Origin of the sequence: Streptomyces sp. NPDC006335 (assembly GCF_040612795.1) — a bacterium.
Classification (GTDB): Bacteria; Actinomycetota; Actinomycetes; order Streptomycetales; family Streptomycetaceae; genus Streptomyces.
The window spans coordinates 1-13,750 of sequence record NZ_JBEXQX010000041.1 but is presented as its reverse complement, the minus strand read 5'-3'; the positions used below and the strand labels follow the sequence as shown (position 1 = coordinate 13,750).

General features: G+C 66.6%; 15 protein-coding genes. 2 read left to right on the top strand and 13 right to left on the bottom strand.

The features are described 5' to 3' along the window. Nucleotides 1–246: 246 nt before the first annotated feature. The 11 genes from ABZ098_RS44780 to ABZ098_RS44730 form a co-directional block, all read right to left on the bottom strand. The gene (locus ABZ098_RS44780; RefSeq protein WP_356600848.1) at nt 247–987 is read right to left on the bottom strand and encodes a hypothetical protein; all 741 of its coding nucleotides are present in this window, start codon (nt 985–987) and stop codon (nt 247–249) included. 610 nt (nt 988–1,597) lie between these two features. Continuing rightward, on the bottom strand, nt 1,598–2,338 hold the full coding sequence (locus ABZ098_RS44775) for a hypothetical protein (protein ID WP_356600846.1): 741 nt from the start codon (nt 2,336–2,338) through the stop codon (nt 1,598–1,600). Further along, nucleotides 2,328–2,939, bottom strand: a complete 612-nt coding sequence (locus ABZ098_RS44770; RefSeq protein ID WP_356600844.1) for a sigma factor-like helix-turn-helix DNA-binding protein — start codon at nt 2,937–2,939, stop codon at nt 2,328–2,330. Before ABZ098_RS44770 ends, ABZ098_RS44775 begins: the two co-directional genes overlap by 11 nt. Then, the gene (locus ABZ098_RS44765; RefSeq protein WP_356600842.1) at nt 2,936–3,133 is read right to left on the bottom strand and encodes a hypothetical protein; all 198 of its coding nucleotides are present in this window, start codon (nt 3,131–3,133) and stop codon (nt 2,936–2,938) included. The genes ABZ098_RS44770 and ABZ098_RS44765 overlap by 4 nt, the downstream gene beginning before the upstream one ends. A gap of 513 nt (nt 3,134–3,646) precedes the next feature. After that, the gene (locus tag ABZ098_RS44760) at nt 3,647–4,066 is read right to left on the bottom strand and encodes a hypothetical protein (RefSeq protein WP_356600840.1); all 420 of its coding nucleotides are present in this window, start codon (nt 4,064–4,066) and stop codon (nt 3,647–3,649) included. Further along, nucleotides 4,063–4,527, bottom strand: coding sequence for a hypothetical protein (locus tag ABZ098_RS44755; RefSeq protein ID WP_356600838.1), 465 nt, complete (start codon nt 4,525–4,527; stop codon nt 4,063–4,065). The genes ABZ098_RS44760 and ABZ098_RS44755 overlap by 4 nt, the downstream gene beginning before the upstream one ends. Nucleotides 4,528–4,613: 86 nt before the next feature. After that, nucleotides 4,614–5,462: a helix-turn-helix transcriptional regulator gene (locus ABZ098_RS44750; protein WP_356600836.1), complete on the bottom strand. Its 849-nt coding sequence runs from the start codon at nt 5,460–5,462 to the stop codon at nt 4,614–4,616. After that, nucleotides 5,459–6,199, bottom strand: a complete 741-nt coding sequence (locus tag ABZ098_RS44745) for a DUF6879 family protein (RefSeq protein WP_356600834.1) — start codon at nt 6,197–6,199, stop codon at nt 5,459–5,461. Before ABZ098_RS44745 ends, ABZ098_RS44750 begins: the two co-directional genes overlap by 4 nt. A gap of 190 nt (nt 6,200–6,389) precedes the next feature. After that, nucleotides 6,390–6,803 (bottom strand): hypothetical protein, encoded by a 414-nt coding sequence (locus tag ABZ098_RS44740; RefSeq protein WP_356600832.1) that lies wholly within the window; start codon nt 6,801–6,803, stop codon nt 6,390–6,392. A gap of 418 nt (nt 6,804–7,221) precedes the next feature. Then, nucleotides 7,222–7,596, bottom strand: coding sequence for a hypothetical protein (locus tag ABZ098_RS44735; RefSeq protein ID WP_356600830.1), 375 nt, complete (start codon nt 7,594–7,596; stop codon nt 7,222–7,224). 68 nt (nt 7,597–7,664) lie between these two features. Next, nucleotides 7,665–8,054, bottom strand: coding sequence for a hypothetical protein (locus ABZ098_RS44730; protein ID WP_356600828.1), 390 nt, complete (start codon nt 8,052–8,054; stop codon nt 7,665–7,667). A 158-nt stretch (nt 8,055–8,212) separates the two neighbouring features. Between ABZ098_RS44730 and ABZ098_RS44725 the strand changes: the two genes are divergently transcribed. Together ABZ098_RS44725 and ABZ098_RS44720 are read left to right on the top strand one after the other, a co-directional pair. Further along, nucleotides 8,213–11,071 (top strand): hypothetical protein, encoded by a 2,859-nt coding sequence (locus tag ABZ098_RS44725; RefSeq protein WP_356600826.1) that lies wholly within the window; start codon nt 8,213–8,215, stop codon nt 11,069–11,071. Between the two features lie 210 nt (nt 11,072–11,281). Continuing rightward, nucleotides 11,282–11,623 (top strand): hypothetical protein, encoded by a 342-nt coding sequence (locus ABZ098_RS44720; protein WP_356600824.1) that lies wholly within the window; start codon nt 11,282–11,284, stop codon nt 11,621–11,623. Nucleotides 11,624–11,691: 68 nt separating this feature from the next. Here the strand turns inward: ABZ098_RS44720 and ABZ098_RS44715 are convergent, their stop codons facing one another. Both ABZ098_RS44715 and ABZ098_RS44710 read right to left on the bottom strand, forming a co-directional pair. Beyond that, nucleotides 11,692–12,561: a hypothetical protein gene (locus tag ABZ098_RS44715; RefSeq protein WP_356600822.1), complete on the bottom strand. Its 870-nt coding sequence runs from the start codon at nt 12,559–12,561 to the stop codon at nt 11,692–11,694. 222 nt (nt 12,562–12,783) lie between these two features. Then, entirely contained in the window at nt 12,784–13,071 is a 288-nt protein-coding gene (locus ABZ098_RS44710) for a hypothetical protein (protein WP_356600820.1), read from the bottom strand. Between the last annotated feature and the right edge of the window lie 679 nt (nt 13,072–13,750).

Below are 13,750 nucleotides of genomic sequence, written 5' to 3'. Positions count from 1 at the left end.
CGAAGAGGGAATCGAGCAGAGCCTTGCTGACGCGCTCATAGGTGCCGTTTGCGGTGGCAGCCTTGATGAGGAGGTCTGCTTCCGCGCTGCCTTCGCGACGTCGCCGTAATGGGTCGTCGTGATCAGGTACGTACTGAGAGGCGCGACGCGCTGCTTCGATAGATCCTGCATTGGCACCAGGCCGAGGGCGGATACACTCCCGTCCTGTGGGGAGCCCGAAACTGGAACTCGGGCTCCCCAGTGCTATCAGATGACCTCGGGCATTCGTTCCTTCACGCCTGTGCTGCCCTTCCTGGAAAGGGACAGCTCCGAATCGTCCGCGTCATGGAATGTGAACTTCAGGCATGAAATGCCGATGTCTCGTGCGTGTGCGTTCCACGCCTTGACCATCACCCCGTACATCGCGACCCGGTCCTTGAACGCGCGCATGCCAGCTCGGTGCTCCATGCCGCGGCGGCGGAGCGCAAGGATGGGTGAGTTACTGGCCAGCTCGGCGCCGTCTTTGAGGCGCTCCACGAACGTCCCGAGCTTTTCCGGGTGGCCTCCGCGTGCCGCCTGGGCCAGTACGGCGAGCAAGGGCGCCGGAGGGAGCCGGCAAGCGCGGAAGATTCGGTCTGAAGCCTGGGCGTAGTCCTGTACTTCTGGCCAGTCAGACAGCATGTCAAGACAGGGCTTTACGTCCATGACGAACTGGAAGCTGTCCGGAACTTGCCCTTCGCTGTCACGACATGCTTCAGCGAACCGAATCATGCCGAGAGCGCCGTGGATGTTCGCTGAGTGTTTGACGCGGAGAAACTGCGTGGGGCGCCTTGCCAGGCCAGTGTCAACGACACCGAACGTCTCGGGGTCAGCTCCGACGATCACCCACATCTGGACAGTGACGCCGGACTGGACGACAGCGGCCAGCCTGTGCTGTCCGTCGATCAGCCGGCCCAGGGAGTCGAAAGCGACGGGCTGATGAGTGAGCAGGTATTCGCCGGCGAGCATTGTTGAGACTAGGCCAGCTACGGCCCGCTGTGACATGCGTCGATTCTCTGGCCGGTTGAACTGGAGCCAGGCAGCCGCTACTTGGGGGGTGACGATGTACACGCCGCTTGTCTGTGGAACGAGAGGCGAGGGAAGGGGAAGCTGACTGGAACGCAGCTTCCCCTCAACAAGGAGTCCACTACTCATAGTGACGAACAGTAGGGCAAAACTCCCCTCATGTCACATATCGTAGTCAATCCAGGAACTACCTCGTCAACAGAGAGTAGTTGCCTCCTAGGTGCAAGGCCGCCATCGCCTGCCAATACGGACTTTCCTCGCTGCCTGGTCCCTCCCGTTGAAGGGCCAGGACACAGCTTCAAGCTGAAGCCGCCACCAGGTCCGGCCCCTCGGGGGCGTTGCATCCCCCTTGGGGGCGTAGCATCACCCGGCCGTGGCCCCGCACGGCTGTATCTCGGCATCGAATGGGTTTTCCCGGCGCAGCAACGTCACGGGGCTGCCCGACACGGAAGCCCGGTTGAGCGGCCAGCCGGGCGCCGTCCGTGCATCACCCCGGGAGGCACTCGGATCGGAGCGAGGCCATGCCAGGCAGCCGCCCGTTCACGGGCACCGGTCAGTGAGTGGTGGTGACGAGATCTTCGAGTTGGTGGGCGAGGCCTGCGTTGGGCTGCGGGATGGGGCCGAGCCCGTCGATACGGCCGACGGGCAGGTCGTCGACGGCGTCCTTGACCGCGTCTTCCGGGACGGTGGCCGCGTCGTTGGGAAGGGCGAGGAAGACGGTCACGGCGCCCCCGGGGCCGGTGGTGGTGTCGACGACCTCGTGCGGGACCGGCGCGTACTGGCAGGGTTCGTGTTCGAGGATTTCGATCTGCCTCGCCCAGTACTTGGCGTCGCGCCATTCGCCGCGGCGCAGGTGCAGGAGGTAGAGGCAGATCGCGCCGGTGGCCTGGCCGCCGCCGGCGGCGTACTGGAGCCAGAACTGGGCGCCTTCTTCGCGGTCGGCAAGGACCAGCAGGCAGGCGAAGGCGAGGGCGCCGCCGGGGTCGCGGGCGGTGTCGAACCGGGCGATGCGGCGGGCGGCGTCGTCGTCGTGGATGATGCCCTGGCACAGGGCGCGCAGGTCGTGTGCGGCCCGCTGGTGCAGGAGCAGGGGTGGGCGCGGGCCGCGCGGCGGGAGGCTGGCGGGGGTGGTGAGTGCCTGCATCCAGCGCAGTTCGTGGAGCTGTTCGCTGATGCGGCGGCGGGAGGCTTCCCGGTGGGCCGGGGTGTAGGTGTCTTGGCGGATGCGGGCGTTGGCGAGGGCTTCGTTTATGGTGCGCGGCTGGTGCGGGCGCATCGGGATCTCACTCCTCATTGTCGGTGTCCTCGCCGAGTTCCAGCCCCAGTTCCGCGGCCAGGCGGCGTTTGGCGGCGCGGCGGGTGGAGCGGACCGTGGCCTCGCACACGCCCATGACCAGGGCGGCCCGTTTGGTCGGGAAGCCGAGGGCGAACTGCAGCACCATGACATCAAACTGACGCTCCGGCAGGCGGGCCATTGCCGCATACAGGCCCATGGTGTCCTCGAGTTCGGTAATCTGCGCGCGGAATTCGGCGCGGAAGCTGTCGAGAATCGGATCGCACGCGGCGCGGATGGCGCGCTCAAAGGCGAGGGTCTCGCGTGCGGCCGCGTCCCGGCCCTGGTCTTCGAGCTCGGCGGCGACACGTTCCTTCAGCAGGGTCCAGGCCAGTGCCTCGGGCCGTTCCTGCTCGATGACCTGCTGCCAGATCACGGCCAGGAACACGAAGGTCTGGTCGACGAGCTCGTCGGCGGCGACCTGGTCCCCTAACTGCACGAAGGCATATTCGAAGTAGGCCAGGTGGTACATCTCGTGGAAGGACCAGAAGGCCGGTGACATCACGTCGCTTGAGTCCCGCAGTGCCTGCTCACCCAGGTCCTCGGGGGGCTGTCCGGTCACCGGCCTCCTCCCGTCTCGTCCAGGCGGGCCGCGTCGGGGCGGGCGGCCGGCTGGTGCTGGGCGATGAGACTTTCCGCACCGAGGCGGACACCGGCGCCCAGCAGGCTCCGCATGCCGGCGCGGACGTCGGGCGCGAACGCCCGTACCGCAGCAGCCGAGGCCAGCACGAGGCTGGCGACGTCGTCCAGTGTCACGGTGGTTCCTTCGAGCTCGTGCAGCACCGGTACGCCTCCCCGCGTGTCTCAACTGCCGGTGCCTGGAGCCTGGTTGCTCCTGGACACCAGCAAACAACGCAGCCCCGCCGGTTCGTGCAGAGCACCTCACCATCACTTTTTAACGGAGAGTAGCTTTCCGGTTACGGGCAAATCTCGTACTGATATTCGCCACCCCGTGCGCCGCAATCCGCCACCCCATGCGCCACCCTCACCACCTGCACCACCACCAGGACGCGGCGCCGACCGCCCTCATTTGCGCAAACGTTCCCGCTCGTGCAATTGCACGAGCGTGATGCACGTCACTTCGTGTGGGGGTCCTGGCGAAGTCGCCCAGCGCGGCGGCATCGCCCTCCCTCGGCGGCCGATTGACCGCGTCACGTCCCCTTAATGCCGTTTCGAGGCGGCGCCGTGGCGTTCGGTCCGGTCCGCGGCGCCAAGAAGGGACGGACGCGCAGCCGAGTAGACAGCAGCCCCGCCGCGCCGGGCAGGGTGCTACCCGCGGCTGTCGGTGAGGCGGGTGCCGATGGCGACGCGATCGTTGCCCGCGAGACCCAGGATCGCGCGCTGCACGATGACCAGGCGCCGCTCGTCGAGGTCTTCGACCACCGCGATGGTGATGTGCCCGATGCCCACGATGGACAGCACCAGGCCGAGGAACGCCCGCTCCACGTCGTCCAGGCCGAGCGTGTACAGCCGCCCCGACAGGCCCTCCCAGCGGCACGTCATACGGCCGCCCTGCTTCGCGACGAGGGCGTTGCGCACGCTGTCTCGGGTGAGGAGGGTCTCCTCGTCGACGAGGGCCTGCGTGGCGATGCGGTCTCGGTTGTTCTTCGCTGAGGCCAGCAGCAACTCGCCGAGGGTGGGCAGGTCGGCTTCGTCAGTGTCGGCAGCCTGGGTGGTGGTCGTGGTCATGCTGATGCCTCCGTAGAGGGTCGGTACCCGCCGGGGCCGAGCGCGGCGGCGAGTACGGCGGGGTCGGTGAGCCCGCCCGAGCCGTCCGGGCGATGCAGCCAGAAGCGACCGCAGGCCTGCCAGCCGGTGGGCGGGCAGTGCAGTGGGGTGTCGGCCGGGCGGACGGCGATGGCCCGCACGTCGGCGAGTTCGTCGGCGGCGTCGGCCGGTACGAGCCACCAGGCCCTGTCGAGCAGGGGATCGGCGAGCAGGGGGCCGCGGTGCTCGTCGCGGATGCGGCTGAGGGCCTTCATGCCGGGGACGAGGTGGCACTCCGCGGCGAGCCAATAAGGGCCGGAGGGGATCGGGGCGAGGGCGCCGATGTCCCACGCTTGGCGTACGAGGTCCGGGTGCGGCGAGCAGTCGGCGAGCCACGCGTCCCCGGCCTCGTGCAGTTTGGCGAGGCGTGTCGGTAGGGCCATGTCCAGCACGCTGGCAGGGCGGTTGCGCGGCTGTGCGCCGATTGCGCGCGATTGCGCGGGGAGGGAAGCAGGTTGCGGCGGGTTGTTTACGCCAGCTTCTGGACGGCGGCGGTGGCTCGTCCGATCAGTCTGTGCGCGACTTCGTCGTACACCGCGGATTCAGCGAGCCAGTCCCATGCCTTCTCGTACAGCGCGATCGATTCGTCATCGTCGAGCCACATCTCTGTGCTGAGGGTCTCGACGATGACAAGGCGCCGGTCGTAGATCCAAAAGCCGTGTGAGGGCGAGCGGCGCAATTCGGCTGAGAAGGGGATGATGCCGAGTTCCACCGTGTCCAGCCCGATCATCGAGCGGAGTCGGTCCAGCTGCGCGGCCATCGCCTCACGGGGAGCGTTCAGCGCGTACAGCGCTCCCTCCCACAGCAGCACCCGGAACTGACGCTCCGGCTCATACAGGGCCTGCTGTCGCCGCATACGGGCGCGTACAGCGTCCTCGATGTCGGCGCTCGGCACGTTGCGGAAGGCGGCGTTGGCGGTGAAGACGGCGCGTGCGTACTCGGGGGTCTGGAGGATCCCCGGGATGCGCACCACCTCGACGGCCCGCAGCAGGGTCGTCTGCTCTGTCTCGGCTACGCCCTGTTCCTGGCGTGCGCGGTGGCCGGTGGCGTACTGCCGGCGAAGTGACCGGTGGCGGGTCTCCAGCCCTGTCAGCCGCCCGACCAACTCGGCGATTACGTCGGGGCGGTCGACGGCATCGGCCCACTGCTGGAGATCCTCGCGGCTCGGGGTCTGCTTGCCGTTCTCGAGGCGGGAGACCTTCGAGCGCTGCCAGCCGAGCCGATCGGCAAAGTCCTTCCCGTTCAGGCCTGTCTCGGTGCGCAGCTCCCGCATGCGGGCACCGAGAGAGACCCGGCCGGACTGGTAGTCGGTGGTCACACGCTGGAACGTACCCGCTCGGTGAACTCGGTGGCAGGTACAGCGTGGTGCCATGCGGCGTCACGGGCCTGGCAGGCGGCGAGCACTTCGGCAGGGTCCTCGGAGACGATGACGCCCAGGGTGGTCTCCTGCTCGTCGAACACGAACCGGAGCAGGGTGCGGGAGTCGATGAGCCAGAAATCGAAGTCGGGCAGGCCGAGGCGCTCGGCGTCTGTGCGCCATAGGTAGAGGATCTCGTCGCCGACGGCGACGTTGCTCGGCGCGCGGTTGAGAAGGAACTGCTGGCCTTCGGTGAGGGGCTGGTCGACCAGGCGGACCCGGCCGAAGGTCTTGCCCTGCGCGGTCTGCTCGGCGACGTTGCGCCGCCAGGCGTCCGGCTCGTCGTGTGCGACGTCTGCGCCGGCCTTCCATCGGGCCCATGGCTCGCTGGCCCGGTCGGTGGCGTACCCGCGGCGGGTCTCCAGCCTCCATGCGGTGTGCTTGAAGTCCGTGAAGAGGTGCCCGACTTCACGGAAGGGGATCAGCTCGGACGGTTCACGGCGCGGGGCGAAGCGGGTGAGCAGGGCGCGGGGGACCCGTACGAACGTCTCTGAGTCCTTGACGTCCCGCAGTTGGGCGAGGTGCTCGGGGTCGGTCACGACGTCGCCCTGCACGAGGATCTCGCCGGTGCCTTCCACCTCGTAGAGGGTGGGGCAGTCGCCGCCGTCGCTGGTCGTGCCGAGGAACCTGAGCGTCATGTCGCCCTCCATCTGCGCTGGCCGGGGGTCCAGCATGCGCAGGATTGGCGGCGCGCGCCCGGCGATTGCGATGAATTGCCCGTTTGTGCGAGGGCGCCGGGATTGCGCGCAACCGGGGCAGGGGCTCACTGCATGACGAGGCCCCGCCTGGGCAACTCCGGTACGGGGCCTCACCGCAACAGCAGCAGCGCTAGCCGCCCAAGCCTTCCACCATCTTGAGCTTGTCGAACTGCCCATCCTTGCCCGTCCACCCCAGACCACCGATCGCCTTGGCCATCAACAGCACGGTGTAGTCGTCCTCCGAGAGCGCCTCGCACCCGTCTGGCCGGCTCTTCCCGCCCTCCTTGGTCTTCTCCTCTACCTTGTCAGCGGCATCCTTGGCCACGCTTGCATAATCCGAACGGACCATGTCGGCGAGTGTCTTGTCGAGGGCGTCGACCCGCTCCTTTGCTTCGCTGACGGTCGGCGCGTCTGCGGGATCGCCTCCGGTCTGGCCCGTGAGCGCGGTGGCGCAGTCCTTGGCTTTCTCGTCGTCGGACTTCGAGCAGCCGACTGCCCCGACAGCGAGCAGGATGGCGGTGAGCAGTATGGCGGTGTGGCGCATTGTCCCCCCAAGGACGTGGTGTACAGAGGGCATCATGCGTCCTCATGTGTGCCGTGTGCAGGGGTGTGTCCGCGTTGTGACCACCACCTGGGTAGGAACACGAGGAACCGCCGGAACACCCACTCTGACCTGGCCTTTTGCCGCATAAATGAGACGAAAGGTGTTCCCGGGGGTGAGGAACAGCAAGAAACGCACCCCGAAACACGCGACACGCCCGACCGCGTTACAGGGGAGAAAGAGGCAAAAAGGTGCGACGGAGGGGCTTTGGAGCCCTGAAGCCGGCGCGAGAAAATTGAACCCCGGTGGGAACACCGCCCAACAACGAGCCCCGGAGCCGCCGCAGCGGCCCGGGGCTCACTGCTGTTCCCACTCCGGCACGTTTCTGAGCACTCCGTTGGGACGATGCCCCGGGCCGGTTCTAGATGTTGGTACCTCCGCCGAAGTGCCGGGGAACCTCGGACTTGAGGATCTGCTCGACCTCTTGGTACGCGCTGTGGTGGGACAGCGGGGTGTTGTGCAGAGCGAACCGGAGATCCCTGACCAGATCCTCCAAGGTCACCTCCTTGTCCGTCGTGGGAGCCTGCCGGCGTGCTTCGGCCAGAAGATCCGCGAAGAGCGACACCGCGCTACTGCGGTCCCTCTCCCACAACCAGGCGAAGACGTTTCCGAAGGAATCGCCGGGGTGAGCCAGCTGGCTGTCGGCGTAGCTGCGGGCGAGATCCCTCGCCTCGAAGCAGACGAAACCCATGCGCCGATGCTCGTACGTGCGCAGCGGCACCTCGATATTGGTCAACTCCGCTCCCCTGATGCAGATGACGGTCGGTTCACGACGAACTCCAGGATCACGTCGGCGAGGCGGTTTCAGCCTGTGCGGCCGTACTGGGACTGCAGCCTGCTGACGAGGCCGCTGATCTCCGTTGGGGAGAACACCGTGACATCCGTGGCGTCCGCGACCGCGATCTGCCATTGGCCGCGGTCATCCCGGGCCACCTGGATGGGCGGCTGCGCCAGCCACGTGGAGTCGATGCCGCGCCGTACGACCACGCCGATGAGCGCCGAAAGCGACGGCACGAGGCCGAGCAGGGAACCGGGGCTCATCAGCAGATCAGCGAGTGCCTCGATCGCGTCGTCGCCCCGCACGCCTTCCGTGCTGAATCGAAACTGCCCGTCACCTTGATCCATCAAGGTCACAGCCAAGTACGTACAGTCCTCGTGGCGCTCCCACGGTGGAATCTTCCAGGAGAAGGTCATGGCGCCATCCTCCCCTGCATTCACCGCAGTTGACGGGACGGCGGCCGACTCTCCTCGGCACGGTGACGCGTTCCAGCCACGAGCCGAGGTACGCCTGCTATCCGTGCCGGAGCGGCGCTAACATCCGCGAACTGAAAACCCGGGGGAGGGCGAGACGGATGCTGTGGTCCTTACTGAACAAGCCCTGGCTACGCCCAGTGGTGCAGTTGGTTCAGCTCTTTGCAGCACCGAGCCGGGAGGAGGTCTACGAACGGTGCGTCGATGCGGCCCTCGATGACCCCCCACGCGCACGCAAGCTCGGCAAGCGGCCGGGAACCTCGAGGTACGACGTATTCCGCGAGATGCACAACGCCATGTACCGCACCGCGGCGTACGCCAAAGCTGACGGGGCGGAGCGGGCCGCGTACGACAAAGCCCTGGTCGACCTCGAACGGGCACGGGCCAGACAACAGGCCGCTGCGGACGAGGCGGAATGGAACTGGAAAATTGTCTGCGCTCTGCTGCCGGCCGTCAGCCTCATCGTGCTCATCACCAGCGGCTTCCTGGCGCTGCTGATAGTTCTCCTCAGCGCCGCACTGCTGACCTTCATCCTGTTCTGGAGCGGCACCGCAGTCTGGTTCAACCTCCGGTACTGCTTGCTCGCCGCGGTGCTCGGCATCTCGTGTTCGGCGGCACGTGTCGAGCTCGGCTATCGCGCCGTGGACTGGGGTGCAACCCTCCACGACGACGGCATCGTCCCCGTGATGGATGCCATGATCCGTCACCTCATGGGCGAAGATCCCGACTCCCTCTTTGTCTCGCAAGGCACCTCGAAGGGGCTGCGCGCACCCCGAGCACCGGGCTTTGTCGTCCCCACCGAGGCCATGGAGCAGTTGCAGCGCAAGCTCAGCCATCTGGACGAGGGCACCATCGCCGTCTGCGGGCCCCGCGGCGTCGGCAAGTCCACCCTGCTGGAAAATGCCACCGACCAAGCAGACTTCGGCTTTGTGATCCAGGCGCCGGCCACCTACGCCCCGCATGACTTCCTGGTCTCGCTCTCGGTGCGCCTGTGCCAGGAGTACATGCAGCACGAGGGCTACCCGGCACCGGAATTCGCGCGCCTGTCCCCATTCCACCGGATGCTGAAGAGCGCGCGCCGCCGCATCAGAGCACTGGGCCGCTGGTCGTCCTTCGCTCTGCCCGCGGTGGCTCTGCTGGTCCTGGGAGTCTCATCGGCCGCTCGCTCGCTCTATGCCCAATACAGCGCCTCAGCCTCCGACTCTGCGCACACCGTGGCGCACGCTGTCCAGGACTGGCTCCGCGACGTGTGGAACGGACGTGCCGTCGTCACCAGTGTCACGGTCATCGTCCTCGGCATCGCCTGGTGGCTGTCCCGCCACGACCCGTGGATCCCCCGGGCCCTGGGGAGGCTGTGGACCAGACTCGGAGCCAAGGTGGGCTTCTTCATCGCCCTCGCCAGCCTGGCCAGCGTTCTCGTCGACCCGCAGCTTCGCCAGCTCGCACCCCACGTGCACTTCAACACTTTCTTCGTGGCCACGCTGCTGGCCGCCGGATGGTTCTACTCCTGGCTCGCCAGCCAGTCGCAGAGACTGCGCCTGGCACACCTGGATATCGGCCGGCGGACGGTGTACGCCAGCGACGCCTGCAGGCTTCTCGCCGCCTGCCTGGGCACCTATCTCCTGTACTTCCTGATCAGCACACCCTCGACCTACGTGCTCCTCGCGGACCCGCAAAACCCGCTGCGGCTCGCCGGCCTGGTCACCGGCACTCTCCTCGCCCGTGCCGCCGGATGGAGGCCCAGGCCCGCAAAACCCCACCTCATCACCCGCTGCGAGAACCACCTCTACCGGCTGCAGACCATCCAGACGACGACCAACACCCTGTCCAACGGCACCGCCCAGATCATGACGCTGGGCGGCTCACACGCCACATCCATCTCCACGATGCCGCCCAACTTCCCCGCGCTGGTCGAAGAGTTCCGTGACCTCCTGACCGACATCGCCGAAGTCCTGGCCATCAGGAGACAGCGCGTCCTCATCGCCATCGACGAAGTCGACCGCTTGGGCTCCGATGCCCAGGCCCTCGCCTTCCTCGCGGAGATCAAGGCCATCCTGGGCGTCCGCCACGTCTACTACCTGATCTCCGTCGCTGACGACGTCGGCGCCGCGTTCGTCCGCCGCGGCCTGCCCCACCGGGACGTCACCGACAGCTCCCTGGACGACATCATCCACGTGGAGGCCTGCACCCTCAAAGAAGCCAAGGCCATCCTGGACAAGCGATCCGAAGACCACACACCCCACACCGCGCTTCTGGCCCACAGCCTCTCCGGCGGACTCCTCCGCGACCTATTGCGCTACGGCCTGCAGATCGAAGAGATACAGGCCAAAACCCGGACGCACGAGCTCCCTCACCTCGCGCGCGAGCTCATCCTCGAAGAACTCTCCGAGACTCTCGCCGGATTCCGCACCCTGCTCAGCAAACAGCAGTGGACCCAGGACACCAGCGGCATCCTCAGCGACTTCCGCACGCTCTGCGGACACCTCAAAACCTCACAGTGCGTCTGCTCCGACGGGCCGCTGCTGCACGCCCTCGAGCACTTCGCCCACCAACCTCCCGGCGCCCAGCCGAGCCACCGCGACATCACCGACAACGCTCGCCAACTCATCGACGAAGCCACCGCCTACAGCTATTTCGCCCTCACCCTGCTGGAAATCTTCACCGCCCCCGGACTCGACCGGCGCAGCGAAAACGCCCTCGCCCAGGGCTCCCACGGAGCTTACGAACGACTCGCCGAGGCCCGCCTCGAACTGGGCATCTCCCCCTACAGCGCACGCACCCTCATCACCCACATACGTAAGGCCTGGTCCCTCAACGACAGCCCCGGCATCGACATCATCGGAGTCGCCCTGCGTCAATGGTCTTGTCCCCAGCACGGATACCAATCCGACGCATTCGGCCGGCGGAGAACCAGAGGAAACCGCGCCCCACGCTCCCTCCGCCCGCCGAACACGGACTGACAAAACGAGCTGCTGAGCAACGCAGAGCCCGCGCGCGCGGAAAGCCGCGCCGATGTGCCTTCCAACGCACACAGCGTTCACCACGTCATCGCCCGCGAATACGACTCACTCGTTGAGCAGAAGGTCCAGGGTCTCGCCCGGGCAGCTGCCCATTCAGCAGCCGAGCCAGCCCTTGGTGCGCCCGGGGACGCCCCCAGGATGCTGTGGCTCATGGGACAGATCTGCTCCGCCCTCTTCGGTCCGGAGCAACCGGAAGGCAAGGAGGTCCTGGCCGTGATGGGCAAGCCGCGTCTTGACCCGTTGGCGTCGCAAGCTGGTCGGTTGAGCAGCCAGGCCCTCGAACTCCGGCAACGCGCGGCACAGACAGGCCTTCCGGCGCACTGGGACTTTGAGCTCACGCCGGGTGAATCCCTCGAGGAGGAGTGGCAGGAAGGCTGGCCGTCGTGCGACAGAACGCTCCCCGGCCAGTTCGTGATTGCTCCCGCCTACCTGGTGGCCGAGCAAGTCTTCAGCCGGCAGCGGGTGTGTACCGGCTTGTCCATCCCCGGTTGAGCATGGCGCTGGCCCTTTGAATTCTCCTGCCTTCCGGACAGAACCCAGGCGGTCTCGGACCGCGCTGATTACACCGGTGGGCTCGCCGAGAAGAATCCGCCGATGCTTCGCGTCAGGCGGGTGGCTTCGGATAGACCGTGCCGGAAGGCGAGAATTGCGTAGACCATGACGATGAAGGCCACCATGGCCAGCGGCACCAGCAGTTCCACGGGCGCACCCAAGGGGGAAAGGATCAGGAAGGAGCTGGTCACGATGGCTGCTGCCCACAGGCAGGCGGTGCCGAGGCGCCGTCCGTCGAGCTGGTCGGGTTCGAGGGGAACTTCCTCTGGAAGAACGTCTGCCGGAAGTATCGCGGTGAAGCGGCCCGCGGCGATGTTGTTGCAGGCCTGAGCGGCGAGCTCGCCAAGCCGGTGCGCGGCCGCTTCACGCTCGCCAGCCAGGCCGTTCGCCATGTCGATGAAGACGGCGTCGACACGGCCCAGGTGCTTGATCAGGTCGCTGCGCAGTGCACGCCGGTTTCCGAAGTCTGCGGCAGCGTTACGGGCGAGGTTGCGTAGCGGCAGACCCAAGCGCGAGACTTTCTGGCTGAGTTCGATGGCCTGGGTGTATCTGGTAGCGGGGCGGACAACCTCGGCGCTGGAGACGAGGAGGTCGAGAAGCGGGTATAGGGGCCTGGAGCAGCGCACGATCGTCACTCCCTGCGCGGCGGCTACGACCCACATGATGACCAGACCTGTCAGCACAATGATGCTGAAGATCGCAACGAACAGCCAGGGACTGGCTTTTGCCATCGTGCAGTCAGTGGTCGGAGTGGGCTTGAAGAGTCCGCCTGGCGTGCACTGCGCACGGGCCAAGCCGCTGAGTGCCAAGCCGAAGAAAGTTGCTGTAGCGAGGAATCCGATGAGGTTCCGCAGGAACTGGCCGCGCTCGTAGATCAAGGCCTCTCGGATGGTCTCAGATTGAAGTGCAACGCCGAGCTCTTCAGCCGCTGCCTGTCCCGCGGCTATTCGCTTCTCAACCCAGCTGTAGTGCAGTCGCAGGACCGGGTGTAGCCAGGATGGTTGCCCGGCAGCACTCATGTCTCTCCCCCCAGTGGACACTGAGAGACAGCTTACGAGCGGCCTGCGGCAGGCATGGCCGCGCACAACGCCTTCCATCAGTCAGCGGATCGCCGCCGCCGGGGACGCCGGTGGCGGCGTGCGGTCACCCGGTGCTGCCGATGCCGGGGACGAGGCCGGTGAGTCACGCACACCTGCGCTGCCGTCGCCCAGGCCGAACAGGAAGGCGAGGATGAGGACGACCGCTGCGGCGGCGGCAATGGCCATGGAGAGGTCGCCTCGGGCGGAGCGGTCGCTGTGAACGCTATGGCTGTGCCGGAAGACGACGCAGCCGACAATGATCGCGGCCACGACGACGAGGCCGTTGAGTAGCGGGATGTGGATGGTCACGGCGGGCCCTTGCCTCGATGAGTGACCCCGGCAGGGTCTCTGCGGTCGGGAAGCGCCTTCGGAGAGTGAACCTCAGGTCTACGGTTACAGAATCCGTATATGGACCTTCACAGAGTGTCATCTCCGAGGGCTTTTTTTTACGCCCGCCCCGAGGCAGTGACGTTACGCATCATATCGCCGAACTGTCAGCGCCCGCCCCTCCGTTGAGGAGGAAGCACCCCCTCGAGCCGTCGGCCCGCCCTTGCCCGTCAGGACGCCCGCACGCCTCAAGAGGGCCCCTGGAGGGCGATCAGGTTGGAGGCGGCGGAGACTGCGACAGCGCGCGTCCGTCGCGCCCGCGAGTCGTCGTACGGCTAGTACGTCGTGCCTCTTTGAGAGCGGTGGTCCTGCACTGCCGTGAGCCGATTCGGACACAGTTACGCCGGTCGACTAAACGTTCTTGCCCTCTCGGCACATGTATAGGTGTACGCGTTTCGGACTGAGGCAAAGAGGGTGACCGGGAGATGTGGACGGAGCTGGGGCTGGACGGCCCTACCTGGCCCACCGTGTGCGCTGTGCTGCTGTTAGGCAGAGCGCTCAGGCTGCTAAGGTCCGTCTTCAAAGATCATCAGGTGGTGGATCATGGTGGGGTGATACCTCGTCATGAACTCACCGATCAGGAGTGGGAGTTACTCGCTCC

What these genes read in the sequence shown, in the direction of transcription:
- ABZ098_RS44780 (WP_356600848.1), bottom strand. Translation starts at nt 987, where the DNA reads ATGCTCGCCGGCGAATACCTGCTCACTCATCAGCCCGTCGCTTTCGAC.
- ABZ098_RS44775 (WP_356600846.1), bottom strand. Translation starts at nt 2,338, where the DNA reads ATGAGGAGTGAGATCCCGATGCGCCCGCACCAGCCGCGCACCATAAAC.
- ABZ098_RS44760 (WP_356600840.1), bottom strand. Translation starts at nt 4,066, where the DNA reads ATGACCACGACCACCACCCAGGCTGCCGACACTGACGAAGCCGACCTG.
- ABZ098_RS44755 (WP_356600838.1), bottom strand. Translation starts at nt 4,527, where the DNA reads ATGGCCCTACCGACACGCCTCGCCAAACTGCACGAGGCCGGGGACGCG.
- ABZ098_RS44745 (WP_356600834.1), bottom strand. Translation starts at nt 6,199, where the DNA reads ATGACGCTCAGGTTCCTCGGCACGACCAGCGACGGCGGCGACTGCCCC.
- ABZ098_RS44740 (WP_356600832.1), bottom strand. Translation starts at nt 6,803, where the DNA reads ATGCGCCACACCGCCATACTGCTCACCGCCATCCTGCTCGCTGTCGGG.
- ABZ098_RS44730 (WP_356600828.1), bottom strand. Translation starts at nt 8,054, where the DNA reads ATGACCTTCTCCTGGAAGATTCCACCGTGGGAGCGCCACGAGGACTGT.
- ABZ098_RS44725 (WP_356600826.1), top strand. Translation starts at nt 8,213, where the DNA reads ATGCTGTGGTCCTTACTGAACAAGCCCTGGCTACGCCCAGTGGTGCAG.
- ABZ098_RS44720 (WP_356600824.1), top strand. Translation starts at nt 11,282, where the DNA reads ATGGGACAGATCTGCTCCGCCCTCTTCGGTCCGGAGCAACCGGAAGGC.